The organism is Paenibacillus psychroresistens (assembly GCF_009728935.1).
Taxonomy (GTDB): Bacteria; Bacillota; Bacilli; order Paenibacillales; family NBRC-103111; genus Paenibacillus_AC; species Paenibacillus_AC psychroresistens.
The window spans coordinates 3,740,808-3,767,250 of the sequence record NZ_CP034235.1 but is presented as its reverse complement, the minus strand read 5'-3'; the positions used below and the strand labels follow the sequence as shown (position 1 = coordinate 3,767,250).

Sequence of the window (26,443 nt, the reverse complement as noted above, 5' to 3'; positions counted from 1 at the left end):
TCGCCTTTTAGATATTACCCAACTCTTCCAACTGAAGCAGATATAATCTAGCCGTAACTTTCGCCGTTTTCACCACCTTTTCAGCAACCTGCATCGTCAGAATATCGGATTGGATTGATTTCTCCAAGCGATCGAAATGATTGATATCACTAACACTATGATATAACAGAAACGACACTTGATCATCACGTAAACCTAATTGATCACGGATTAAAGTCCCCCAATGTTTAGCCATTCGGTTTCCTAAGCCTTCCACAATAAACATGCCGCCTAACAAGTCAAATGGATTTTCACGACTCGCACGTTGGAACATATAGGCGGATAGAGCTTCACTGCCTACATTTTTTTCACCAGAAATGATATCTTTAAGATTTCCACCAACCGAAACATAATTTTTCTCCAGCATTTGATAATCGCGATGCTCATCCGAAGCATGAGCGATGAACATGGAGCGAATATCGATTAAATCTATCGAAACATTAGAGGCAGCTCTAGCAATCCACTGTGATCCTTCAACAACCTGCTGACGTATATTTTCCATTAAGATTTTATAATCCTCTAAAGTAAACTTGCCCGCATTTAACTTATGAATAATCGGTACCTGATTAAGCTTTGATTCAAAATCAATCCAGACCCGCACCAATTGTCTAACGAGCCACTCTTGTGTTTCGGTACCTGTTGTTGCAATATGGGGTGCTTCTGGTACACGTATTTCAGGTACCTCAGGATTAGAATTCTTATTCCCAGTGGGACCAACTACCGTAAGCATCATATAAGCCATCATAAATCGGCCGCTTTCTGGGACAATACAGCATATTTTTTGCCCCATCTTCAGTTTGCCTTCGTTAAGCATTTCTTCCAGCATAATATAAATCGATGCAGAGCCTGTGTTCCCCTTGGTGTACAAATTTGTAAACCATTTGTCTTCAGGAATATTTAAACCGCCCATATTTAAAAGCTTGAAGATTTCTGCTCTAAAAAAATCAGAGGAATAATGGCAAACAATCCAATCCAGCTCATTCGGAGCTATTTTACCTTCATCAATAAGACGGAAAAAGCCATCTACTCCAAGCTTAGGCATGTTCTGGACAAGCCGAATGTCTTGTTTAACATTTAATGCGCCAGCATCGGCCGCTTCCTGAAAGGTTGGATAATCAAGCCAGGTCGTATCCATTTCACCAGTTTGAGTTTTGTTTGCACCCGAGTACATACACGGTTCATATTGGGAAGCATGCGACTTAATATCAATCCACTCGATTTGCAATGAGAGTCCATGAGGACTTGGATGATCTTGTAAAACAGCCGCACCCGCACCATCTGAAAGCATAAAACGCAAGAAATCCGTATCAAATGGAATGCTGTCTCCATCTCGAAATTTAGCTTGAGCCTCATATCTGCTGCTTTTAAAAACACGACTCGGAAACTCACTCGCACAAGCTACTGCATATTGCTTTTCGCCTGTTTTTACTTGCAGATAGGCACTTTTGATTGCGGTCATTCCCGTTACACAGATGCCAAACAAATTAGCCAGCTCACATGGAGGGGTTCCCAATTCAGCATGAACCATACTTGCAAAGCCAGGCAGGATTAAATCTGCTTGTGCCGTCGCCACCGCTAAAAAATCCATTTGATTCTGATCAAAATCAACATGGCGCATACTATCTTTAATAGCAAATGCTGCCATTTCTGCATTGCTGTAAAGTGAGTTTTGTTGTTTATCAATGGCGTAATGGCGAGATTTAATCCCATTCTGATCAAGTACCCGTTTTTTAGCTTTAGAAGGTTTTCCGCCTATCCTCCCTAGATAATCCTCCATTTCATCGTTTGCAATCGGAGCTCCAGGCAGAAATTTACCCAATGCTGTTATATAAACTTTGTTATTCATATTAAGCCTCACTCCTACTATGTTTCTGTAATATTTTCCATATTACAACTTATACGCAAAAAAAGAAGTACTATTATTTTCTAGTACCCCACTTAAAGCCTTATCCTCTTGAAATCAAAAGGATAAGGCTTTCTCTTAAAAATATTCAATCTAAATGGTCAACCTAGCTTTCATCATGATTCAATGCATCTTTGTGTCTACGATCATTGGTATCCTGTTGGATTTGCTGCGCCTGATGGCTGTTCACAGCTGATTTCTTCAAATTTTTATCGACATTTTGTAGATTCTTATCCTTGGCTTTTTTCTTTGTCATTTCGACTTGGCCCCCTATTAGACTCCATTTGTGTTTAATGGTTCATCTTCATGCCCTTCGTTAATATCATCCTTCATAGTATTAACAGAGGTCGTATTATCGGCATTTTCTAAAGTATCATTAACGAAAGCTAGATCTTGATTCTTCGCATTCATGTTAGTCGTTCCAACATAATTCCCGCTATGTTCCTTATTCTCCATGGACTCTTTCACCCCCTCGTTAAATCGATACGAGATAGGGTGTGCCAATAAGCCGTTTATTATTTATCTAGTAGACCATCCTTACGATATGCTCCGGGTGAAGTTCCCATTATCCTTCTAAAAACAGCAAGAAAGGAATTCATATCTTTATAGCCTACATTTTCAGCAACTATACTGATTTTATCTTGAGAATCACGCAGCATTTCACAGCTTTTACGAATCCGTTGCTCCTGAAGATAGCTGCGAAACGATTGACCTGTATGCTTATGGAACAACCTCTGTAACTGTCGTTCACTCCATCCAGTTATGGCTGCTAGCTGCTGTAGAGATATCATTTCTGCATAATTATGCTCAATATGTTCAAGGGTATGTATGAAGGTTGTTTGCTGCTTATGTTCATTGTTCGAATCTGGATCTGGCAACGTGCAGCGATAAATTTCAATGATCAGCTGCAGTAATAAACTATTTAAACATGAGTAGCTTCCGTTTCGAACTAAAGAGAATTCTTGATATAACGCCGTAAACAGCTTCGAAATATTACCCTTTGCATCTAGAACTGAAATAGATGAAATGGCGTCCTGAACAAGGGTATCCACAAAACTTTGAATATCATTTTCGACAATAATGGCTTGCAAGGCTTGAAGAATTAACGGTGAAAACAAACAATTATAAACGACTAGCTTGTCTTTGTGGTCACCTGTTGTAGAAGGTCGGAATACGTGGGAAACCCCAATCGGTATAATAAATAATTGTCCGGAACGAACGGGTTGCACTTGATCCTCCATATGATGAAAGCCGCGCCCCTCTGCGACGAATGCAAATTCAATAAAATCATGGGCATGATACGGATACTCGAAATGCTCGATGGAGCGAGTTATAAATATCGGAGAACTAGCAGGAAAATAATCTGCTCCCCTTAATGTTTCAGAAGGTCTCTTCATTCGCTCGCTCCCCTCAGCTCTAATTTATTTAACGAAAGTCTTCTTAACCGCTTCTAAGTAACCATAACCATACAGATCATCCGGCAAAAGATAGCTAGTTTCCGTCCATTCATTCCAGCTGTTGATGGTTATTAGCGGTGGCTGCCCTGGATGTGCATCGGCATATTCCTTGGCTTGAGCAAACGCCTTTTGGACATTTTCCGGCGTATTATTCTTCACAATGCCTGAAACCAAATCCTTGAATCGCGGATTATTGTCCCAGCCCACAGAGATATGAGGAAAATAGGGAATATCATGATCCTGTTCAATCTTCGCCCACTCTTCTACAACATCAACCATAATATCGTTATAGTCACGATCAATATCGACAAAATGCACAAACTGATAATGGGTCATACTATCAAAGCCTAAAAACTTAACGATTTCGTTTGAAGTAGCCTTATCCCCTTCATCTACACCGCTAAGATTGAAATTCTCCTCACCCCACTTGGTCAGCTGAAGATGAAGTCCCGGCAAGCCAGCAATTACAGCCTGAGCTCTGAACCATTCAAAGGCATCTTTGGTTTCCTTGGCACCGCCTAAACCTATAATCAGGTTAGCAAGATCATAAATCATAAATACAGGCTTGCCTTCAATTGTATAATAAGACGGATGTTTGAAATAGTTATCAATTAATCTATGAGCAATGATCTCAAATTCCTTACGGTCAACGGCTGCATCCCAAATCATATTATCTGGTTCATGGGAATTGCGAATATCCCAGGTATTATTAACATTATGGTTAGCCCACATTAGATAAAATTTAACTCTGTCATTATTCTTTGCTTTCAAGTAGCCATCGTTTAGACAATTCTCGAGAAAAGGACGCCTATCGTACCAATACCAATCATAAATAAAAACATTTACGCCATGATCGGCTGCAGCATTTATCTGCATTTCCATGACATAAGGATCCGCTTCGTTAACATAGCCCCATATCGGTTTTCTTGGCCAGTTATGTTCGGGGAATTTTTTAACGGAGTTTTTAACAGATTGCCACTCGCCAATTCCCTCGGGCCAGAACATTCTTGTTCGCTTTTCGTCACCCGTATAGGCCGGCCAAATGTAGGCGGCTACATCATATTCTTGTTTCATTTCAGGTCCTCTTTTCTCATTATAATAGATTTGAATGACTTGTCTATTAACCTAATTATAATGAAATACTTGAGATTACCTCATGCCATAACTGACAAACTATTACGGTAAATACGACATTATTACTTAACGACGAATCAATTCACTTAAAAAAGCTAAACGGTAGATTTGCTTAGGCCTTCCCTTGGCACTAGGTTTCTCTTCACCGATAATATCGATCAGCTTTTCATCTACCCAATTGCTTAATAATCGGTGTGTACTGCGAATAGTAACCCCTAAGCATGTCGATAATTCATCTGCTGTATATTCTGTTTTCCCATGTCGGGTTATATATGCGGCCATTTTACTGAGATACACCTGGGTCATCCCACTATTCTCCGTTCGCTCTATTAATTCAATGGGAATCATCGATAAATCGACTTCATTGGCTGCGGCCATCTCTAAGGGACCAATCATACTGCCATCCTCACGAATAATAAAACAGATATTGCCGCCTGCTTCTTTAGCATTTCGTAAAGCCATTCGAGCATGAGTCCCTGCTTCACTAGCAGAGCGACCAAAGCCAATTCCTATACTCAGCGAAAGATGAAATGCCTTCTCTAGCTCATGAGCCAAAGGTATTGATTTATAACCACCTGTTTCTCGTTCAAAAATACCGCGAGTCGTAAAGAATAAATAATCGTCCCCGCCAAGATGAGTCAAATGACCCTCCAAAGACTCTACATAACCAATCAGCATTCGATAAATATCCAGCTTTAACCGTTGAATATCATGCTCCGACTTCTTTTTCTCTACCAAACGGCCAAATTCGTCGACATTAATCATCCCAACGACAATTTGCGATTCTTTACTTCTTCTAGTCACCGTCGATAATAGCGCACGTTCAAGGCTGACGATTATATCGTGCTCAGTGGGCACAATCCAATCATTCGGAATCCCTTCCTTGGTGAGCATATCTGCAACCGATTTGATACCCGTTATCGCGATACCGCCTCGATGACTTGCATAAAGCTTGCGATGAAAGCTAACAAGCTCTTCCGTGGAAGGATTAGGTGAACCATCATAACAAACAATAGCAGGTAAATCCGCGCCCATTTCAATAAACGTTTTCTCCACTAGCTTTTTGCTCAATGAATCAACCGTGAAAATGAGCCGTTCCTCAGACTTCTGCACCCGAAACAATGCACGAAAAAGCCCCATGCCAGTTAGCGGTAAGTAATGCACTGGAATGGGGAAATTCATTTGTTCTTTAGCGATCTTATAGGGATGAAGCCCCGAAAACAGCAGAACTTCAGCTATTTCGCATAATTCCTTAGCTAATTTAGGAACTTCAGCTTCATCCGTATAAGCTTTAACAATGGGCGAAAAAGAAGGGAAACCCTTAAGTGCTTTCTGGATGTTTTTAACCATCATTGGCGGTCCGATTATGCCAATGGTGATCCCCTTCTCGTTCGAGGTCGTTTCCGCTGTATGATCGAGCATGCAGACTCAACTCCTATTGTTTATTATTCCGATAAAGCTGCTTCATAATTTTCTTGCCAGTTGGAGTTTGCGCCAGCCCGCCTTTAGCAGTTTCGCGATGTTTAGCTGGCATTGCACTGCCAACTTCGAGCATTACCTGTACAACCTCATCGGAAGGAATAACGCTAAGTACACCTGCCATAGCCATATCTGCTGCAGCCAAGGCGGTAACGGCACCGAATCCATTGCGGACTATGCAAGGGATTTCGACCAATCCACCAACTGGATCACAGATTAAACCCAGGGAATTTTTCAGTGCAAGGCCAACAGCATGAATGGCTTGCTCAGGTGTTCCGCCACGAAGCTCAACTAAAGCTCCTGCCGCCATGCCAATTGCAGAACCAACCTCTGCTTGACAACCACCTTCAGCTCCAGAAATGAATGAATTGTTAGCAATTACATATCCAATAGCCCCTGCACAGAATAAGCCATTAACCATATGGTCATCCGTCCACTGAAACCGCTTCTGTGTCCGAATAAAAACGCCAGGAATTATCCCGCAGGAACCAGCGGTTGGCGTAGCAATAATTCGCCCCATTGAAGCATTAACCTCGGAAACGGCAAGCGCACATGCCATAGTTTCACAGGCTTCAGCTCCCAGGGAGGATTCATTCGTCTCTAAGAAAGTCATGATTCTTTGAGCATCCATCCCTGTTAGGCCACTTCGCGAAGTAGTGTCTTCTGTTAAACCTTTATGAACAGCTTGTTTCATGATTTGATAATATTCAGCCATTTTGCGAAATTCGCTTTGCTGGCTATGTCCCGTTTCAGCTGCTTGTTCTTCTAACATAACCTGAGAAATGGATTTATGCTCAGCATTACATATTTCCGTTAGCTGTGCTAAGGTACTAAATCTCATTGTGAAACGCCTCCTGTTATATCGACCTTACTCACATTAGTCACACTTGGAATGCGACTTATCTCGTCGATAAGCTCCGTGGATATTGAGCTATCCAATTCGAGAGCTGTAAGGGCCTCGCTACTTCTCCCTTTACGATCTATATCCATATAAGCAATATTGATATTTTTCTTAAGTAGAATTTGGGCTAGCTCCGCAACCATACCTGGGCGATCCAGATGAAAAATTAGCAGCGTTGGATAGCTCCCACTGAAATTCACATCAAAGTTGTTAATGTGGTTAATTTCTATTGTACCTCCCCCAATGGAGGAACCGACAACTTTGACCTCATGGGTCTTCGAGGTAAGATGCATTAACACGGTATTTGGGTGAGCGACGAGAGCTTTGCCTCGTTTGAAGCTAATCTCAATCCCCATTTGTTCTGCTGTTGCCAGTGAAGTTGCAATACGTTGATCGAAGGTTTCATAATCAAGCAAGCCTCCAATGATAGCATAATCGGTACCATGCCCCTGATAGGTTTCCGCAAAAGATCCGTAAAAGGTAATTTCGGCTTTTTGCGGTACTTCAGCTAGAATATGCCGAGCCACTCGTCCTAAGCGAACCGCACCTGCTGTATGTGAGCTGGAAGGGCCAATCATTGCGGGACCAATAATCGAAAATACATCTTTAAAACGCATAGGTAGCCTCCTCAACTGTCCAATTACTATTTTAACCACTCATTCAAATGAAGCTTTACAAAAGCATCATCGTTTAAGCTCGGATAACTTGCATAAACTCGATCAATTTCTTCTAATTGACCGGGTGAAAGTATTTCCTCTCGATCTAAGCACCAAAGTCCGGCTAATAAACCTTGTCGACGCAATACCTCATGAATCCCTGGAATACATCCCTCATAGTGATGCGAAGGATCGAAAAATGCTGCATTGCTGTCTGTAATAGCAATATTCTTCATTAACCAATCTTTGCTGATTTCTTGGTTGTTGCGGACTAATTTAATTTGTTCCAGCAATTCAACTGCTTTTTGAGTCCATACCGCCCAATGTCCAAGCAAGCCACCAACAATCGTTTTCTCTATTGATTTACCTTCAATATTGAACCGATAAGTAGTCAACAAATCATTAACAATATTATCATCATTTCCTGTATATAAAGCAATTTCATCACACCGTTTAGAGTAGCATACAGCACGTACAACATCAATGGTTTGATAGCGATTGAACGGCGCCATCTTAATCGCAACAACACCTGGAATATCGGCAAAAGCCTTCCAAAAATCAAAGCTGAGTATCCTTCCACCCACGGATGGTTGGAGATAGAAACCAAATACCGGGATATGCTCTGCAATTTGTTCAACGCGCTTAATTAACTGGGCTTCCGTTAAATCCTGTAGTCCTCCCATGCTTACTAAGCCAACATCATAACCTAGCTTAGCTGCTAAAATCGCCTCTGCAACGGCTTGTTCAGTTGGGCCGCAAATCCCGGCTACTTGAATAAAGGGTCGATCTAGCTTCGCTTTTTGAACCTCTTCAGCAGCTAATCGTAAGACAGTTTCATATAAGTCGATAGCTTTATCCCGAATAGAGAATTGTGTCGTATGGACGCCAACGGCAATACCTCCAGCTCCTGAAGCGATATAATAACGTGTCAACGCTCGCTGGCGACCTGCATCAAGCTGACGATCTGAATCCAGCGCAAGTGGATGAGCTGGGATAACTAATCCTTCGTGCAGTGCCCGATTTAATTCCGAACTTAATCTTTTGAGGTTTGTCATTAGTATTTACCTTCTCTTTCCTCAAAATGAGTAGGTTTGTTCCACATTTCCCCGCCATCCGCTACCCACTCTGCTATCCAATCAATCATTTGCAGCAAGGATACGCGTGGATAACCAAAAAGCTGATGAGCTTTCGAACAATTGCTTAATAAAGCCGTAGCCGATTCTACTCCCTCATATTGAGGCTCTAGCCCAAATCGTTTAGCGAATAATGCGGCAACCCAGCGCAATGAGATGGTTTCTGGACCCGATACATTCAATACCGTTGGAGGTGTCTGGCAAACATTCAAGGAGCGGATTGCCCACTCATTAGCATCCCCCTGCCAAATAACATTCACATGCCCAGTACCCAATTGAACCGCTTTACCTGCTTTAACCGATTTAGCAATTTCAAGCAGCACGCCATAACGCAAATCTACGGCATAATTTAAGCGAAATATAGTCATTGGAATTTTATATTTGTGGGCAAAATGCTCAAAAATTCGTTCACGTCCTAAACAGGATTGTCCGTATTCCCCGACAGGCCCAGTTGGTGTTTGTTCAGTAGCCCCGCCATTGAAAACGGGTGTCAATGGATACACATTTCCCGTTGAGAAAACAACAATGCGCGAATCCTTATACTTCTCTGCCACTCGCCCCGGTAAATAAGCATTCATGGCCCAAGTAAAATGCTCATTTCCTGTTGTCCCGAATTTATTTCCAGCCATATAGATCACGTTTCTCACATCTGGCAATTTTTGCAGCTGTGCATCATCAAGCAAATCGACAGCGATCGTTTCAACACCATCGTTATCCAATTCATTCCGCAGCGCTTTATCAGAGAAACGTGAAGCTCCATAAATTTTTTTATTAATGCCTGCTTCCTTTAAGGCGTTTTTTGCTAATCTTGCTAAGCTTGGACCCATTTTACCTCCAATACCCAAAAGCATAATATCCCCTTCAATCTGGGTTAAATCCTTAATTAACGCCTCTGAAGGCTTCGCTAGCTCAAGCTCTAATTGCTCAATTGTTTTCATTATTTACTTTCCTCTCTTAACTGAAATTCAACTTATACCTTCATTCTATGTCCTCCTCTTATAATAAGACAAGACTATATGTTGTCTTTAAATGTCATCAACAATAAGCAAAAAAACTCAATCCGATCTCCATAAGATCCAATTGAGTTTTTGCGCTCAGCTTCCATATGCATTTCCTTTACTTCAACAAACTAAAATGTAGATTAAATTAACTCATGACATAACTTTAGAATCTCATCTGCTATTACTTCTGTTGTCATGTCACGATTTTCTTCATTCATCGCATATAGTTTTATGCCAGTTAATTGTTTTATCTTGTCAATTTCAGGGTGTCTATCTACGCAAATTGTCCCTAGAATGATATGTTGAGAGCTCGAAACAGCTTCATGGATCATTTCTTGAAAGGGAACGGATAACATTTGCATGAAGCCAATTTCATCGATAACTGTAATCTTCTTCGTATCTAACGATAGCCTCACTGCCTTTAAAGCAATATTCTCAAAAGTATCTATTTCAACTCCATATCGCCCTACTCTTACCAAGCTTTCACTATCAACACTCGCAATACGTTGACTCTCACCACTAAGAGTTACACAATTAAATCCAATGCGATTCGTCGAGTTGCGTACTTCTTCTGTGTAAAAACCACCAAAATATTCAGGACCAATTCGATTAATAATTAGTTTTATTGCTGTTGATTTACCCACGCGAGGTTTCCCAATTAACAAATAACATGTAACCAAATCATCAACTTCTTCCATTAGCTGAATGAACGTTTATTAGATATGTAGCTTTACCATTAATTTGACGTCCATCTTCAATCCATTCTAATTCTATTACAACCGTTTCATTTTGATTAGGCAATTTGCCACTACCTTTAACATGAATTGATGGGGATGGTGTTCCGGTCCCTGCTCCACTAACCTGGAATCCATCCATATGAAGTGTTAATGTTGTAACCTTCCCAGCCCCTGTAAAAACTGCATTGAAATCTCTATCTGGCATTAAAGTTATATTCCAATTGTTTAAATTTTCTTTTGTAATCAACTTCACTTCTGCTGAATTAACTTCTTGTGGCTGAATCAATTGGTTAGCTGTTTTTGCTGATGTGATCCCCTTAAATGTAGCATAAGTAAATATCGAAACAAATCCAATCAAAATACAGGCTAAACAGACAAAATACCAAAATTTATACTTCATATAATTTTCCTTCTTATGTTTGAGACGTACGATCAAAATATACACTTTATGTTTATCTATTTTTTATCAAAGTTAATCTTCAACCTCTATGTCATATTCACCATCAAGTACTCCATCAATATAAATTGCGGGATGTTTAAGAAATTTTTTCCATGTTGCATCCAGAAGGATCGTTAGAGTTGCATGTTCTATATCGTAGCTGCCAAGTAATTTTTTTGATGGAATCCAAACAAGCATACCTAAAAAATCATATGCATCAATTTCTATTAGAAGATTAAGGAGTTTAACTCCTTCAAACTCCAGTTCTGTTACATCTTGAATTGCACAAAACTCAATAAATTTTACATGTCGGGAATCCTTGAGTTGGACTCTTTTTCGTGATTCACCCAGATCCTTCTGTATTACTGTTGGTAATCCCGCTTTTTTTATATCTAATCATGTAGTTCTCTCGGTTCGTACGTTTTTATCAGATCCATAATTTCTTGATGTTTATATCGTTTTGCTACTGTGTATGGCCGGTTACCGTATTTATCCTTAATTGTAGGGTCTGCTCCAAGTTCCAATAAAAAATGCACAATATGCACATGACCACGTTGGGCAGCGACTTGCAAAGGGGTTGGGCAGTCAGAATGAACTTGATCGTAACCGTGGTAATTTATATCTGCTCCTTCTTTAAACAGAAGCTGTAAAATTTCCTCTTTTCCATCCCAAGCAGCTCCTCGTAAAGGTTTCCCACCGTGAATTTCTACATCTATCCCAGATCCTAATAAAAATTTGATTACTTCAATATTACTTATAGAGAGAGCCGAATTACCTAGATGGTTAACAGCATTAATATTGGCTCCACGATCAAGGACATATTGAATCTCCTCAATCTTTCCCCGGTAAGCGGCATCGGTAATTGAAGGGTATTTCGAGTCATTTAAATCAGCACCATGATCTAACAACAGTTTAACGATTTCAAAATCATAATCTTGAAAATCAGTCCATGCCATACTAAGGTAAGTGTTACCAACGAGCTTTGTATTTATATCCACTCGCCCTTCAGTAATTAATGATCTAACTACATTTATGTCTCTTTTTCTTATAGCATCCTCAATTTGTGGATCCACAAAATTCAATATATTCACATCTTTCCATTTTATTTAGTAGATATAAATCAATGCATTTTCTTGGTTTTGTCATATCCCGAAGCAATTAGTATACCAACTGCTCCTACAACTAATGTCACAACAATTAGTGATAAACTATAAATAGTATCATCGATGGTATGAACGGAATGTGATAATTCATAAAGTTTGTTTACTTCAATGTAAAGAATTACAATCCAACATAAATACATAATAGATAAACCTATTCTAAACATTTTGCACACCTCCTTATTTTAGAGCCTAAATGACTACAATTCATACTACCATAATTAGGGAATTAATATCCCAATTATATCTTAATGTTACCAGTTTTCCACAAATATTACCGCACCGCTTCATTAAATTATGATCGCGGTAACATTGGGAATTTCGGGCAAAAAAAAATAACCCCGTTGGGAGAGCACTGCAAAAAGCACGTATTTAGCTTTTTTAGAAGTATGGAATTAAATTTATACAAGAAAACTGAGATTCTATCCAAAAAATGCAGCTATCCTCTTCAAGAGGTTGGCTGCATTTTGTCCATTAGCTTTATCATTCGCTTGACGTTTACTACAAATATAGTGAGGAGTGTTTGCATTCGCATGCGAAAGAGACCACGGTATTTCGCCTTGGCCAGCCCATGATGTCTTTTTAATTCGGCATTTTTGTGTTCAATAATTGGTCGCCGTTTCATTCGTTTATTAAATGACTCACTCTTCTCGAATGCCATGTGATCCTTAAATTGCTCGACAATGATTCGAATCGAATACGTCTTACTCTTGGATTCAGGTTTGTAACACCCTTCTCGGAGTGGGCATGTCTTGCACTTTTCTACATTAAAGTAGAATACCAACGACCGGCTGTTTCCAGACGTTTTACTTCCCTGAAGCGCTTTTCGAATACTGTGTTCTCCAGCCGGACAAAGAACGAAGTCCGCATCTTTGTTATACTCAAACCCTTCTTGCTTCAAACCTCCATTATGTACGATTGGGTTTAGAGGAATAATGGCTTGGATTTCGTGTGCTTTCAATTTAGCTAAATTATCTTTTCCAGAATAAGCGGTATCTCCGAGGATTTCTTTCACTTCCAAGCCCAATTCTAAAGATTGTTTGAGCAAATTCGGTAATTGCTTTCCATCATCACTACTGCCACCCGTCACTTCAACGGCTGTAATAATTTCCTCTTCAGTCATTGCAATATGGTTCTTGTAACCAAAAAAAGATTTTGTGTTGCTCTTCCATCCGAATCGCGCTTCTGGGTCAATGGCGGACATAATCCCTTTGTTTGCAAGTAGACGCTCATCTTCAACAATTTGCTTCGCGATCTGCAGTTTCTCTGAAATAGCACCCTCATGATCAGGAAGTAACATTTCGACCGATTCACCAAGTTGAGCCAAATAATGTAGCATCACCTTTTCAGCATCAGCTTGATCTTTTTTAAGCTCGGGTTGTCTAGGTAATTTTTTTTCAAGCTTGGGATGTTTTTTAACGACGGTTCGTAAGAGTCGCTTCGCCGCATCTCGCAAAACATCTAAGGCTCTTTGCTTTTGACTCGCTGCTAGAGAATGCGTAGAATCCAAGATTAACGCCTTGGATTTAATCAATCCTTTTTCAATACATTGTTTTACTATTACCTTCAACAATTCGTCGATTTGACTTGCGCCTAAACGATGATTGCGAAACCGAGAAAGCTGCGAGGCATCTGGAAGGGCTTCCTCGGGGTTCAAGCCCACGAACCATTTGTAAGCTAGATTCACTTGTGCATCTTGTATCATTCTTTCGTCAGATAATCCATAGAGAATCTGCAGAAACAATAGACGAAACAACAATTCAGGTTCATTTGCGGGTCTTCCATAATATTCGCAATAGGAGAATCGCACAAGTTCATGGACAAACGAAAAATCCACAACTTCATGAATCTTACGAAGCAAATGGCTTTCGGGTATGAGTTTATATAATTCCGCATGAAATGAGGCGGTTAATTGTTTGGCAGAGTGTAGCATGCTTTCTCACTCTTTCTTTTTTTCTTTTATTATACCAAAATGCAGAAAACCCAGCACCTATAAAGTACTGGGTTCCATTTTACAAATATTGTATTCGTTTTGCAGTGCTCTCGTTGGGGGGTGTATATGGGTAACGTATAGAATAGACTTCTGCGAAACATGACGTGAATTTATTCAATTATCGTAAGCCGTTAGTTGAAAATTCATATCCATCTATTCTATATGCTTTCGTTTTTGAGTTATCCAATTAATCTGTGTATTTCTTGTATAGCAATTTGTTCTACCCAAGAAACAAAGTTTGGGCATTCATTAATTCTGTAAATGGTATATTCGGGATAGCCTTCTAGAGGTATTATATGCTCAAAACAATGATCATGAGCAAGCATAATTATTGATGAGTTGTCTTTATGGTATAAAGTAATATTACCATTCGCCTCGAAGGCGAACGCTATGTAATCGTTTGGAGTGATATAACTTTCAAAACCCTCACCATTGCACATATCTGCGATGTAATCTTGCCATCCTTGAAACCCCTCTTCTGCATCTTCAAGAGTTAGTGCTGAGTTTAAATTCAAAAGCCAGCTTATTTCAGTCTCGTTCCATCTTTCCGTAATTCCTCCGAAATTTGATAGAAGTATTTTATGTTCATTGCATAATGGTTTGTTAATTTCAAAAGTAGGTGGTTTTGCTAACCAGCCGAATGAATTTCCTTCAAAGTCAGACCAGCCTAATAACTGATAGGACTTATTGTTAACCTGAATGTTAGTTACTCGTGCTTTCAGTAACAATTCGCTTAAAACTGGGTAGATACTTATGAAAGATTCAGAAAATTTAAAGAATTCTATCCCGTGGTACGTCTCAGATAAGGTGATTTTATCAATTGGGTTAATAAACCAAGAGATGTCATTATTGAAATCATTCCAATCATTATTTAACAGCTTCATTTCCACTTTTACACTCCCCTTCAGTAAATTGACGTTACCATATTTAGTTTCTATATGTTTTCCTATTTACCTTCTCTCAGAAAAACTACCTAACGAGTGAGACTAGAACCACACTCTACTGCCTATTTGCGAAACAGGCTACCGAGATTAAAACAGCGGTAACCTGTTATAGTCAATTATTAAGCTCTCATACTCGTTTGTAACGAATTAATTTTGAATTGCTGTTCAAATATTTAGTAATTCAATCCTCGCTACTAAATGTAAACCGATAACTTTTCACATCACTTTCAAGTTTCGGGTAAACCTCCTTATAAAAATTTTCGTCCGTATATACTTTTAACTCTTTATTTTTATATTTTTCCATTAACCAATTTGAAATCGTTTGGAGGTCTTTGATAACAATCGCAACTTGTTTAATATTTCCGTAAGGTTCTTTGGAATTACTTTCAAGATAGGTTCGATATGAACGAAGCTCATTTAGGTAATCATTGAGTAATACCCCTGATTGCATAATGCTTTTACCGCTCAGTGCAATTGCTTGGAATTTCGAAGCTGCCATATAATAAGATTCGGCAAGTTGAACTCCTTCAATTATTACACTTAGCTTATCTGGATTATTAATGTATTCCATAATAGCAATATTTTCGGGATTATAAAAGACATTTGAAAAGGTTGCTGCATGATTGCTCATGAAATCTTCAGACATATTTATATCGTTTTTTCTTTCGGAAATAAGCATTTTGTATTGATATGCATTTATTCCAAGTGAAATGATGATAAGAAAGCATAATGCATATGCAAGTAATTTTCCAAGAAATGATGATTTAATTGTCGCTGGCATAACTACTTTCACCGCCTCCTCTTGCTTAACCTGTTATGGTAATTTATTACTCTAACGTACCCGTTCGTAACAAACAAGTATGTCATCCTAGTTAAGCCCATCTTCTGAATAAGATAATGACCGTACCGAATAGTGCTAGGAATACATTTATATCAACGTTTGAAACGATTTATTGACCATCTTTACATTGTTCATTTTTGCCCAACTCTTTAAATCCGAAATACCTCTATCTTCATCCTTTGAATACCTAAATGTCATATCCACTGGGACGATTTTCTTCCTGTAAGGTAATATCCCGATAACAGGTTTAAAGTACCCCCCGATCATAATCACTTTAATATCCCTCGAATTAATTATATTCCCATTTAATATGATTCGCTCACTGGATAGGCATAACTCGGTTGGTTTCTTGAAAAATGTTCTGTACAATGCGAGTAACAGTACAGCTAAACATAGAAGAACCGCTGTTAACGAAGCGTAGAATACACCTCTCTGATCCCATGATCTCAATACAAGAATAAATTGGCTCAATATAATAACAATCATGCCTATAATGGTTCTAATCCTTGATGGACTCTTAACTGGATGCTTTATTCCCCTCAACATTGTCCCCCCTTATTCAAATCCCTTATATTAACATACTACATATTGGAACTATCCTGCCAGAGAGTTTAACAAATAAAAAAGGAGCCGCAGTAAAGCTAGCCCCTCCATTATCGTACCCGTTACCTAACACAAATCGAATCACATAAGGAAAAAGTGAGATGTACTCTCAGTCCATTGATTTAGCTAGTTGCATCATCTTATCTTTTGTTAAACTAAAGCTATCCATCTGGATATAAGTACCTATTTAGCCCCCTAGGAGACTTGGACAGTACACCCCTTAATCAAATATAATTATATTAGACGGAGGGGAACGTTATGAAGCGAGTACAGTATGATCTTAATTTTAAGATGGATATCATTCGAAAAGGGAAAGAGATTGGGAACTTTACAGCAGTAGCCAGGCAGCACGAACTGGATCCCAAGATGGTCATGCGATGGGCAAAAGAATTAAATCGTAAGGATGTGGATAAGTTAGATGGTGCTAGCAAAAGACAAGCCCAGTTTATACCTACCCCTGATGATTATAAACAGTTAGAGCATGAGAATGAAAAGCTGAAGAAGCTACTAGCGGAACAAGCTCTGGAAAGAGAAATTCTCAAAGACCTACTAAAAAAAACGAACCCAAACTTGCGGATAAAATAGAGATTGCCCACAAATATATTGTCCAAGGGCATTGTATTACCTTAGTGCTCCGTGTGGTGGAAGTCGAACGCTCGACGTATTATGCACATGTGAATAAAGCGGAATTAAAACCTATCCACAGGGTCGGTCGCCCCGCACCTGGTTTATCTTATACAGCAGATGGCAAGCCCGTAAGTGATGAAGAGATCACAGAATGGCTGATGGAATTCATAGCGGGTGAGGGAGCAGCCTACGGCTACCGCAAGCTCACTGTGCTTCTTAGAAGACGCCACAAACTTGTGATTAACAAGAAGAAAGTCTATAGGCTATGTAAGTCTATGAACGTCCTACGTCCACAGCGTAAGTTAAAGAATAAGCATCCAAGAAGACTTGCTAACAACCGTTTAATCACCGGCTCCAATCAATTGTGGGAGACCGATATTAAGTACGGATGGATTGCTGGCGAGTACCGTTTCTTCTTCATAATGAGCATTATAGACGTGTTTGATCGTGCCATTATTTCGTATCATCTTGGCTTAACCTGTGAGGCTAAACATCTGGTTCAGATCACTCAGGAGGCCCTTATGAAGCGTCAATTATTCGGGAAACCACAGGAAGAGAAACCTTTTATACGCTCCGATAATGGTCCACAATTCATCAGCCAACTGTTTGAAGATGCATGCGAGAACTTTCAAATGATTCATGAGCGGATTCCGCCTAGAACACCAAATAAAAATGCTCACATTGAATCATTTCATTCTATTTTGGAAGCGGAATGCTACCAACGCCATGAATTTGAAACGTATCCACAGGTCTATGAGATCGTTTCTCAATTCATAAAAGATTACAATCAACAACGGATCCATGGGAGTATTTATGACCTATCACCCTATGAATATATCGAAGCATTGAAGAAAAATCTCGTACAGCCTAAACATATTAAGGTGTAAACCGTGAAAAATGGAGCAAACAAGAGCAATATCTAGCAATTCTATGAGATCATTTCGTTAAGAGGTGTAGCGTCCAGCATAAGGGTGTTCAGCCGGTTGCCATGTTATTATAGTAAGAGATATCTGAATAAATTGGAGGTCATTATGACAAAAGTAATCTTTGGTATGACAATGTCACTTGATGGATTCATTAATGACGTGAATGGCAGTGTCACCTTGCTCTATCCTGATCTGAAGGAGCTTGACCAAACCGACCTGATGCAAGAGTCGATCCGCACAACCGGAGCGGTAGTTATGGGGCGCAGAACCTTTGAAATGGCCAGTGATCCTGATTCCTACGCCGATGCCTATGAGTTTCAGGTACCAATTTTTGTCATCACTGGGCAAGCGCCAGAGAGAAAACCAAAAGAAAATGGCCTTATAAGTTTTACATTCGTTGATACTGTCGAAGCTGCTATTCAGCAAGCCAAACAAGCCGCTGGAGAAAAAGACGTCACGGTAGTGGGCGGCCCGAACGTTGGCCTGCATTTGTTAAAGGCCGGTCTCGTGGATGTATTGGAAATTGGCATTATGCCTATCTTGCTAGGTGAGGGGCAGCGGCTTTTCGAGCACCTTGAAGGCATGCAGATAATACTCAAGAAGACTAGACTCGTTGAAACGGGCCAGCGTACTGACATATGGTTTACTGTTCAAAAGTAATGCCGTTAAAGTTGAACTAGTCCATTTGTATCCTTTAGAAAGCCCAGGCTTCTCGTTTGCCTGGGCTTTTATTTACCCTAAACTTGTGACTATACTGCCAGTTAGCGTAATGAAAGGCTACCACTTGGCACCACTTGGCAGCCCTTTCGGTGTTCAACTATCGTATCCGTTCGTAATGAAACTGTTGTAAAACCTTGTCACTTCGTCACAAGTAATCCCTTCACAATTTCTTCCACGCGTTCATCTTTAAATGCGTCTTCCTTAACATAGAAAAGTAATGCATTCGCTATTTCGTATTTGCTGTGAATTACCACACTTGCCGTTGCTGTCTTATCTTCAAAATCCTTTAATCCTTTTTTAACCTCTTTGTTTGAGGAATAGACATAAATGCTGATTAACTGATTTTCATTAATTGTATAAGTTTCAGGTGTGCCATTATTCAAGTCCATTAAAAATACATTTCCTGGATTTAATCCTTTTGGCTCTGACAATTGAATATCATACGTCTCAAATGAAGCTTTAATCTGTTCTGACGTAATTAATATTTCATCCTTTGTGCACCCAGCTGTTATGACACACATTAATAAAAAAATAATCATAACTATTCTCACGCATTTCCCTCCTTCGTTGGAATAGCAAATATCCTATAAATTAAGACGCTAAACATAGTACGAATGTTACGGTAATGTCAGCAATAGGTAAGCCTTTGATGTGATCTCCAGCTTTTCCCCTGCTCCACACCGGACGTGCCAGTTTCCCGGCATCCGGCGCTCCCTCTAACAGAATGTACTAGATCATAAGTTCCTCGTTACTCATAGATCTGGGATTATTAGACTGGTTCTTGTCCGTATATCTTACGATATTGGTTGACTTTAATTTTCATCAAGTCTGTGATGCCTAGTCTATTTATGAGTGCTTCAATCGTCTCTTTGTGTGTGAGGTGGATAAGTTCATATACCTCTCTGTGGAGGATGCGTATGTTATTGAATTTGTCGCTTCCACCGAGATATAATGGGATGAAGTGGTGGCAGTAGACGTCCGATGCGAAGAGATACATCCCTGTAATTTCGCATTTCCCCCTCTTCATGCTGTACCTGCTTATCCGGTTATCCATGTATTCCACACTTTGGTTCGGGATGCTAGATTCCATCAAAGAAAGAATTTCTTGACGTATATCCGGACGAAGCTTTTTGTGTATTTCTTCCCTTCCTGCCGTTGTATAAAGTGAAAGATCTTGACTGAAACCCATGGTGTTCTTTGTTTTCACATTGGCAAGCGGATATAAATAGACATTAGCTACTTTGAACGTTCTGTAACCCAAACTATAGAATTTGCCGTAGGAAGGCGGTGGGTTAGCAGGATGTTCATATTTCCCGATTTGATTAAGACAATTATACATGAAGGTTCGCAAGTCATAGGCAAGACGTGAGAACGCAACACTAACATGAGTTGCCCGATTAAAGTAGTTATGGATTCCCAAAACAAAGCTATTGAAGAGTATTGCATTTTGAGCCGTTGGAGAAGTTCTCAGTTTTTGAAGGCGTTTTTTAGCTTCCATCTTGAGCTTCTGTATTTTATTGGCTTTAATACCTGTATGCGCGACTCTAATTTTTCCCTTTTTATTCGCTCGGATCGTGAAACCTAGAAATTCAGATTCTCGCTTTCGCAGATTTACAACTTGCGATTTTTCAGGCGAAACGTCCAGTTTTAGACGGTGTTTTAGATAAGACACGACAGCATGGTACCACTTGTAGGCGGTCTTGTAGTCTCTGCAGATGACTTTGAAGTCATCTGCGTAACGCACCATGTATCCTTCTTTAAGGGAAGTACGGTTTTTCCAATACAATTCACTGCTTCTTGTTTTATGAGGTTGAGTCAGAGGGAAGAACTCCCATTGACCAGCCACCCAATGATCCAAGTCGTTGAGAACGATATTTGAAAGTAATGTCGACAACAGACCCCCTTGCGGCACGCCCCGGGTAGGTATTCCTTCTCCATCGATTTCAGCTTTCAGCATCTTGGAGATGCATGATAACACTTTTCTATCCTGAATCCCCATGTTCCATAATTGTTTCATCAGTAGAGTGTGATTCACATTGTCGAAGAAACCTAAAATGTCAATATCTACCACATAATGCATCTGTGCTCGATTCACGAGAAATTGCACTCTTGCCATTGCATGGTGTGTTGACCGTAGGGGTCTGAAACCATAACTATGTTTGTAGAAATGAGCTTCTGCTATGGCTTCTAAGACTTGCTTAAAGCATTGCTGAATGATTCGATCCAGTATACAAGGAATTCCGAGCGGTCGCCATTTGCCATTGTCTTTTTCTATGAGTTTCCGTCTGACTTTCTTAGGGCGATAACACTTTAGATTGTTTTGAATTTCTTTTACTAGTTCATCTTCGGACACCTTTTCAATGTCTGTGATGGTTTTCCCATCTGTTCCTGGCGTCTTTGATCCTTTATTGGATTTCATTGTTCGATACGCAAGCCGAATATTTTCTCTAGATGTAATCAAATCGTAAAGGTCTGAAAAGGATTCGCGCTTGCAGGCTCTCTCATATAAATCCGTAAAAGATTCCGTCATGCCGTAGTACTCCCAATTTCGCAAAGCTTGCACTGTGGCATCCTCTCCTTTTGAGGTGATGTTCCCACGTTCTTACCCGACCGGTGCAATTCACGTTTGGAAAATGATCGTTCTTTACTATTAGACTTGGGGCTGTTCCTCCACTTCCATTACAGGAGATTCATCAGTCGTGCCCCTACCCTCACAAGGATAAATGCATTTCGGTTCTCACCTTATTGCAACCGTCTTGGGTAACAGCCCTTGTTGCGACGTCCCTTGTTTTCCAAGTACCTTACAACTTAGCTTTCTCTTCTGAACTTAGGTGCTTCCTGTAGGCCTGTGAGTTTGATGCCGCCATCGTTAGGCATAGCGTATTTCAGAGGGCAGATTTTTACTTTACGCCGCTCACCCCATCGTAGGATGGTACATAAGTTTCCTTATGCTGTAACTTTAGACCTGTACATTCGGTTGTTCGTCAGTTCCTTACACGGAACCATACTCACCATATCCAGTTTTTCAGCCGCGCGGCATATCCGTTAGCATACCTTGAATTGGCTCTAGCCTTCGTTCTGCCGAATCTACCTGATCTTCAAACCCCATGACCTGTTAGCCATGACGCATGCAGGAGTATTGGCGGGATGGTTTCAGGATACATGGTTCCGTCATTCCCATCCTCGGTTGTAAAGTTAAGATTATTTGATTTAATCTCCTGCTTTTCACGCGATGGTGCGCTTATAGCAGAACTTGTCGAACGCTGCCCGTTACTTCAATAGAAAAAAGGAGCTGCCGCATAGCAAACTCCTCCGCTATCGTTATCCGTTAGCGGTTAGCTTATGGCATAACCTTAGTTTGCCAAGGTGAACCCGAACGATATTCTTTAATTTTCCAATTTCCGTTCTTTTTCACAAGGATAAGGTTATCCTCATATTGTTTAACCTTATTATTTTCCGCATTAACTAACAATTTAATGGTTACTTTTCTAACTCCAAATCCTCTCCATCGCGATTCCAATTGCTTGTATTCTTGGATACTTCCATACCAATGGCGATCGTTTAGCAGGCTTTGGGCAATAATCCCCATCTTTGTTTCCGAAGGTAATTTTTCATAATCTGGAATTGACTTAATGTTGTCAAAATAGGTGTACATTGTTTGATAATCTTTATTGATAAAATCACTGTAAAATCGGTTAACCAAAGGAGTAAACTCATTTTCATCTCTACTCATTTTCAATAAAAATCCCCATAGTAACAATATAATAACAAAAAAAATTGCAATATACTTTTTCATTCTTATAAACTCTCCTCAATTCATGAATCCATTCATTAATCAACCAATTAGACGTTTGAGTTTCAAGTTTGTTACAGGAATCTATTTCGGTTTCCGCAATGAGTTATCGAGCTAACTGCCCGTTACTGCAATAGAAAAGAGGAGCTGCTGCATAGCAATCTCCTACGTTATAGTTTCCGTTAGTTCAGCCTTTTCGTGAGTTGTTTACCGTCGAATTTAAAAACTAAGGGTGCTCCCTTTTCTTTAGGGTTCCAATCTTGTTCAAGTGACTGCTTGATAAAAAACTCTAAATCTTTAGGTCTTAAAATTTTTAAGTTCAAATGTTCCGTATTAGGAAAGTTCACCCAGAGGCTATCTATATCTGATTCGATATACACTTCAAGCCGTCTCCCATTATAGGATTCAAGCTCTGCTATCATGATGATATATCCACTTCCAGGAGAAACAGTCCAAACAAAATGTTCATCACTTATTACAATTTTTCGAGAACTCTTCTTGTTTATTGTCATTTCTATTCTCCTATAAGTCCTTTGTGTTCATATTCAACTATCATTTCCATAAGCGTAATGATTGATCGACCAAGGGGCGAGTGCACCGATGCGTGAAGACAGTGTAAGACTGAATCTACAAAGTGCTTAATTATTATTTTTTAAGTGCTTTAAGATTGCTTTAACTCCATAAAAAATAGCCATCAATGCTGTAAGAACACTCAAACCTAATAACTTAGAAAAATCGACATCGAATAGTAATATAATAATCCATGATACCAACCAAGCCCATCCTGCCCACCAAAATGAAAATCCCAAATAAATAATGCTTGGATAATCCGTTATTTTATAAAGTATTGCACCAACAAGTAAGAACCCAATGGATATATATAAATGCTCCAAAAAAACACCACTTCCATAGTAATTTCAAACCTGCCCGTTCAGAGAAAACCAAAAATGGCTTCCAAAGCACCGCTTATTAGACAAACGTTACCAGTTAGTTCAATCATCATTTACTATATATGGGCTTTAACATAACATAAGAAACTTTATTATTCTTTTGTGTCACGATTAGATTTTGATAACTCCAACAATGCTTCTTTTGCTACATTTCGTACATTAAGATGTTCATGATTTTCATATCTGATAAAAATTGGAACATACTTTAAATTAAAAGTAGAGCCTAAAGCATAAATTGCATCTGCGAGCAGTTCAAATTCTAGTAATTCAATTCTTTCTGCCAAATAATCTAACGAATCCTTTTAATAATCGGTAAGTAATTGCAAAATATCTTCTTTAACTTCCTTGTCATGTTTTTCAAACAAGTGTTTTTCTAAAAGAACTATTATCTCATCGAAATATGGCAAGTTGTACCAAAAATAAGGGTCTAGGTATTTATCTAAGCAAAATAATATACTTCTTTTTTCAACAGCATTAGCACTTTTTAAGATTTCACCGATTGCATCTACACCTCTAATAACAATGTCCTGATGCTTCCTAGTATACGATACCAACCTAACCACCACCTTATAATCATGACAATGCTATTAAACAAATCTACCCGTAAGTAATCGTTCACCACTAGTTCAGAGTTTAATTATCACGTTCATGTTCACCCTTAAAATGAAAGTGCTCATGGTGTATACCATCCATACCTACTAACCTACCGCTTTTTTTATGAAAATAAGCAAAATTACAGTTCAATGGCAGTTTAAGCAAATCGTAATTCATATCTTTTGGTAACGTTTGAATTACTTCTATTGCCTTTTCACGAGTCTCATAGAATGCAATGGGAAAAAAGTTTGGAAGGCATCTAGTATCTTCTGAAACAAATATTCCCCAGATAACTTCTCCTTCATGGTCCAAGTGTTCACTCCGTTCTTGATTGTCTTTTTTCCCATATTATAACACTTAAAATTGCATTAAACTGCCCGTTACTTCAATAGAAAAGAGGAACCTGTATATGAAGTTCCTCCATTATCGTACTCCGTTAGAGTAGCAACCTATCTTCACGAATTTGATGGTGGCTCTTTTATTAAATACAACGCCAAATCGTGACCAACTAATACATTACTGCCGGGTTCCGCCAGCTGATCTAGATACATCATTCCTCTTCCGTCGGGGACATAACCACGCTTAGCATAAAGTCGTTGTGCGTTCCCATAATCGTAATATAGTCCTACACCTAGCCAACGATTCCGTATTTTTCAAATGCTATTTGTTCAATAGCATCCATTAATGCATTACCGATACCATGTCGACGTAATGTGGGAACTACATCAAAATTATTTATTTCTGGGATCCCCTGTTCAACAAAAAATGAATAGTTTGATTTCGATAAAAGATGTAACCACCCAGCAAACCTGTCGCCATATAAAGCTATTAGCGTAATCCGCTCTCCGGTTTTGTTTTCTTCCCAGCACCTCTTTATGTATTCTCGGGGTTTTCCAATTTGGGCATCATCAAGAGACTGGAATACCATTTCAACGTCTGCGTATTTCATTTGTTGGATTGTATAATCGAGTTCATCAAGCAGCTCCCAAGTATTTTTTTACATAATTGTATCATAACCCCTATGGTGGAGTACGATTATAGTTAAACTATGCTGTCCGTTACTTCAGTAAGCAAAAAGGAGCCGCAACAAAGTAGATCCTGAGCTAAAGTATCCGTTCAATAAACTATAGTGGATTGTCAGTCCAAATCCTTCTTATATTCGATGATATGCCATCAATAGATAGATGGTACACATCAGGATTAGATAATGCTTCCCATTCTTTAAATCCGAACCGTTTATTATCGTAATACTTAAGTAATAAAGACATTAAATTTCCATGAGTAGTTATAACTACATTGTTAAATTGACTATATTTTAGATCGTTGATAACTGATACTACACGATTCATTGCGGATCTACTTGATTCCCCGCCTTCATAGCACAGTTCAAAATCAATAAAGGTATTATGAAGCATTTCTCGCCAGTTAGGATGATCTACAGTACATAATATTCTTTCAGATAAGCGTTCTTCTGTATCCACTTCAATCATCAATTTCTCTGCCAGAGGGAGAATAGATTGATTTGCCCTAGCAAAAGGACTACAAATAATCATCTCAATTTTTTTGTCAAATAGAAATGTGGCAAGTCTATCAGCTTGTAGGTATCCTTCATCGGTAAGATTTGCATCTAATGACTGTCCTTCTGCTTTACAGTGTCTTACTATATAGATGTTCAAGCTTAACCTCCGTTTTGATTATATTTGTTAATTTCTTTGAGTTCATTCTCAGCTTTTTTATGCATTCCATCATCCAAATTTGTCATCTCACACCCCCTGCTAAAGAAAAATCATATACTCCGCAATATGGAATTTCCTCAGATGTGAGATCAAGTAAGGTGGCAATAACCATTCCATGGCAAACTACTATTACTTTGTTATAAGCTTGATATTTCTCCAATACATTTACTACTCTATTACGGACACTTTCCTTGCTTTCCCATATTCTCGTCTCATTTTCTGGGTGTACCCCATTGTTGTCCATATAATCCTGCCATAAAAGGGTTATTTCTTCCACTGATTCTGCTGTCCAATTATCAGGAGTCCATTCATGTAAGTCAAACTCAACTTGTAGTGGAAGGCTGTACGAACGATTGATAATGGCAGCAGTTTGAAGGGATCTTGTATAGGGTGAGGAAATGATGATATCGCAAGTTGAGAAATCATTTAACTGGGATACTTGTTCAACTTGTTTTATTCCGATTTCAGTTAAAGGAACAAAATCCCTAAGTGCTGCCATTAGTTTCTTTGTATCTTTGAGTCCCCAATTCGGTTCTCCATGCCTAATTAAATAGAATTTCGTCATATAAGTCTCCCAACAGGACTTTGTGTTGATCTGTCCCTAGTTATTCGCTTGTATTGCATGGTTTTCCTCTTACTTAAATCAATGAAAAAGGAGCTGCTTCAGAGCATACTCC

The 26,443-nt window shown here is 39.2% G+C and carries 31 protein-coding genes; 3 read left to right on the top strand and 28 right to left on the bottom strand.

The features are described from left to right. Positions 1-7: 7 nt before the first annotated feature. The 17 genes from EHS13_RS17020 to EHS13_RS16940 all read right to left on the bottom strand — a co-directional run bounded on the left by EHS13_RS17020 (position 8) and on the right by EHS13_RS16940 (position 15,769). Positions 8-1,885, bottom strand: coding sequence for a beta-ketoacyl-ACP synthase III (locus EHS13_RS17020; RefSeq protein WP_155701485.1), 1,878 nt, complete (start codon positions 1,883-1,885; stop codon positions 8-10). Positions 1,886-2,048: 163 nt separating this feature from the next. Beyond that, entirely contained in the window at positions 2,049-2,198 is a 150-nt protein-coding gene (locus tag EHS13_RS36415) for a hypothetical protein (protein ID WP_193571510.1), read from the bottom strand. Between the two features lie 17 nt (positions 2,199-2,215). Next, a complete protein-coding gene (locus EHS13_RS17015; protein ID WP_155701484.1) occupies positions 2,216-2,398 on the bottom strand; it encodes a hypothetical protein in 183 nt (60 codons plus the stop codon). 59 nt (positions 2,399-2,457) lie between these two features. Then, the gene (locus tag EHS13_RS17010; RefSeq protein WP_155701483.1) at positions 2,458-3,339 is read right to left on the bottom strand and encodes an AraC family transcriptional regulator; all 882 of its coding nucleotides are present in this window, start codon (positions 3,337-3,339) and stop codon (positions 2,458-2,460) included. Positions 3,340-3,363: 24 nt separating this feature from the next. Next, positions 3,364-4,473: a glycosyltransferase WbsX family protein gene (locus EHS13_RS17005; protein WP_155701482.1), complete on the bottom strand. Its 1,110-nt coding sequence runs from the start codon at positions 4,471-4,473 to the stop codon at positions 3,364-3,366. Between the two features lie 126 nt (positions 4,474-4,599). Next, on the bottom strand, positions 4,600-5,955 hold the full coding sequence (locus EHS13_RS17000; RefSeq protein ID WP_155701481.1) for a nucleotidyl cyclase domain-containing protein: 1,356 nt from the start codon (positions 5,953-5,955) through the stop codon (positions 4,600-4,602). 13 nt (positions 5,956-5,968) lie between these two features. Then, a complete protein-coding gene (gene sdaAA, locus EHS13_RS16995; protein WP_155701480.1) occupies positions 5,969-6,853 on the bottom strand; it encodes an L-serine ammonia-lyase, iron-sulfur-dependent, subunit alpha in 885 nt (294 codons plus the stop codon). Further along, a complete protein-coding gene (gene sdaAB, locus EHS13_RS16990; protein WP_155701479.1) occupies positions 6,850-7,530 on the bottom strand; it encodes an L-serine ammonia-lyase, iron-sulfur-dependent subunit beta in 681 nt (226 codons plus the stop codon). The genes sdaAA and sdaAB overlap by 4 nt, the downstream gene beginning before the upstream one ends. Before the next feature lie 26 nt (positions 7,531-7,556). Beyond that, the gene (locus EHS13_RS16985) at positions 7,557-8,624 is read right to left on the bottom strand and encodes a dihydrodipicolinate synthase family protein (protein WP_155701478.1); all 1,068 of its coding nucleotides are present in this window, start codon (positions 8,622-8,624) and stop codon (positions 7,557-7,559) included. After that, entirely contained in the window at positions 8,624-9,640 is a 1,017-nt protein-coding gene (locus EHS13_RS16980) for an NAD-dependent epimerase/dehydratase family protein (RefSeq protein WP_155701477.1), read from the bottom strand. Before EHS13_RS16980 ends, EHS13_RS16985 begins: the two co-directional genes overlap by 1 nt. 203 nt (positions 9,641-9,843) lie before the next feature. Further along, positions 9,844-10,401, bottom strand: coding sequence for a nucleoside-triphosphatase (locus EHS13_RS16975; protein ID WP_155701476.1), 558 nt, complete (start codon positions 10,399-10,401; stop codon positions 9,844-9,846). After that, a complete protein-coding gene (locus EHS13_RS16970; protein ID WP_155701475.1) occupies positions 10,388-10,840 on the bottom strand; it encodes a hypothetical protein in 453 nt (150 codons plus the stop codon). Before EHS13_RS16970 ends, EHS13_RS16975 begins: the two co-directional genes overlap by 14 nt. A gap of 431 nt (positions 10,841-11,271) precedes the next feature. Beyond that, positions 11,272-11,952, bottom strand: a complete 681-nt coding sequence (locus tag EHS13_RS16960) for an ankyrin repeat domain-containing protein (protein ID WP_227013964.1) — start codon at positions 11,950-11,952, stop codon at positions 11,272-11,274. 47 nt (positions 11,953-11,999) lie between these two features. Beyond that, entirely contained in the window at positions 12,000-12,206 is a 207-nt protein-coding gene (locus EHS13_RS16955; RefSeq protein ID WP_155701472.1) for a hypothetical protein, read from the bottom strand. 281 nt (positions 12,207-12,487) lie between these two features. Next, a complete protein-coding gene (locus tag EHS13_RS16950) occupies positions 12,488-13,972 on the bottom strand; it encodes an IS1182 family transposase (protein WP_227013963.1) in 1,485 nt (494 codons plus the stop codon). A gap of 239 nt (positions 13,973-14,211) precedes the next feature. After that, positions 14,212-14,922, bottom strand: coding sequence for a hypothetical protein (locus EHS13_RS16945; protein WP_155701471.1), 711 nt, complete (start codon positions 14,920-14,922; stop codon positions 14,212-14,214). Between the two features lie 235 nt (positions 14,923-15,157). Continuing rightward, positions 15,158-15,769 carry a hypothetical protein gene (locus tag EHS13_RS16940; protein ID WP_155701470.1) on the bottom strand — a complete coding sequence of 204 codons (612 nt, stop codon included), beginning with the start codon at positions 15,767-15,769 and terminating at the stop codon, positions 15,158-15,160. A 909-nt stretch (positions 15,770-16,678) separates the two neighbouring features. On the opposite strand from EHS13_RS16940, the gene EHS13_RS16935 reads away from it, so the two are divergent. From EHS13_RS16935 to EHS13_RS16925, 3 genes are all read left to right on the top strand, one after another. Beyond that, positions 16,679-17,005: a transposase gene (locus EHS13_RS16935; RefSeq protein WP_155700896.1), complete on the top strand. Its 327-nt coding sequence runs from the start codon at positions 16,679-16,681 to the stop codon at positions 17,003-17,005. Further along, a complete protein-coding gene (locus EHS13_RS16930) occupies positions 17,002-17,934 on the top strand; it encodes an IS3 family transposase (protein WP_155700897.1) in 933 nt (310 codons plus the stop codon). Before EHS13_RS16935 ends, EHS13_RS16930 begins: the two co-directional genes overlap by 4 nt. Before the next feature lie 144 nt (positions 17,935-18,078). Next, complete coding sequence (locus EHS13_RS16925; protein WP_155701469.1) at positions 18,079-18,633, top strand: dihydrofolate reductase family protein; 555 nt, start codon at positions 18,079-18,081, stop codon at positions 18,631-18,633. 197 nt (positions 18,634-18,830) lie between these two features. Here the strand turns inward: EHS13_RS16925 and EHS13_RS16920 are convergent, their stop codons facing one another. The 11 genes from EHS13_RS16920 to EHS13_RS16870 all read right to left on the bottom strand — a co-directional run bounded on the left by EHS13_RS16920 (position 18,831) and on the right by EHS13_RS16870 (position 26,331). After that, positions 18,831-19,244: a hypothetical protein gene (locus tag EHS13_RS16920; RefSeq protein WP_227013962.1), complete on the bottom strand. Its 414-nt coding sequence runs from the start codon at positions 19,242-19,244 to the stop codon at positions 18,831-18,833. 218 nt (positions 19,245-19,462) lie between these two features. Next, positions 19,463-21,256: a group II intron reverse transcriptase/maturase gene (gene ltrA / locus EHS13_RS16915; RefSeq protein WP_193571463.1), complete on the bottom strand. Its 1,794-nt coding sequence runs from the start codon at positions 21,254-21,256 to the stop codon at positions 19,463-19,465. 777 nt (positions 21,257-22,033) lie between these two features. Beyond that, the gene (locus tag EHS13_RS16910) at positions 22,034-22,489 is read right to left on the bottom strand and encodes a hypothetical protein (RefSeq protein WP_155701468.1); all 456 of its coding nucleotides are present in this window, start codon (positions 22,487-22,489) and stop codon (positions 22,034-22,036) included. Between the two features lie 179 nt (positions 22,490-22,668). Continuing rightward, entirely contained in the window at positions 22,669-22,998 is a 330-nt protein-coding gene (locus EHS13_RS16905) for a hypothetical protein (protein ID WP_155701467.1), read from the bottom strand. A 126-nt stretch (positions 22,999-23,124) separates the two neighbouring features. Beyond that, positions 23,125-23,379, bottom strand: coding sequence for a hypothetical protein (locus tag EHS13_RS16900; protein WP_155701466.1), 255 nt, complete (start codon positions 23,377-23,379; stop codon positions 23,125-23,127). Between the two features lie 149 nt (positions 23,380-23,528). Then, positions 23,529-23,720: a hypothetical protein gene (locus tag EHS13_RS16895; RefSeq protein ID WP_155701465.1), complete on the bottom strand. Its 192-nt coding sequence runs from the start codon at positions 23,718-23,720 to the stop codon at positions 23,529-23,531. A gap of 18 nt (positions 23,721-23,738) precedes the next feature. Further along, positions 23,739-23,990, bottom strand: coding sequence for a hypothetical protein (locus EHS13_RS16890; protein WP_155701464.1), 252 nt, complete (start codon positions 23,988-23,990; stop codon positions 23,739-23,741). Positions 23,991-24,069: 79 nt separating this feature from the next. Next, positions 24,070-24,342, bottom strand: a complete 273-nt coding sequence (locus EHS13_RS16885; RefSeq protein WP_155701463.1) for a hypothetical protein — start codon at positions 24,340-24,342, stop codon at positions 24,070-24,072. Between the two features lie 319 nt (positions 24,343-24,661). Then, positions 24,662-24,979, bottom strand: a complete 318-nt coding sequence (locus EHS13_RS16880) for a GNAT family N-acetyltransferase (protein ID WP_155701462.1) — start codon at positions 24,977-24,979, stop codon at positions 24,662-24,664. Between the two features lie 175 nt (positions 24,980-25,154). Continuing rightward, the gene (locus EHS13_RS16875; protein ID WP_155701461.1) at positions 25,155-25,706 is read right to left on the bottom strand and encodes a histidine phosphatase family protein; all 552 of its coding nucleotides are present in this window, start codon (positions 25,704-25,706) and stop codon (positions 25,155-25,157) included. A gap of 82 nt (positions 25,707-25,788) precedes the next feature. Further along, positions 25,789-26,331 (bottom strand): histidine phosphatase family protein, encoded by a 543-nt coding sequence (locus EHS13_RS16870; protein ID WP_155701460.1) that lies wholly within the window; start codon positions 26,329-26,331, stop codon positions 25,789-25,791. Positions 26,332-26,443: the final 112 nt, after the last annotated feature.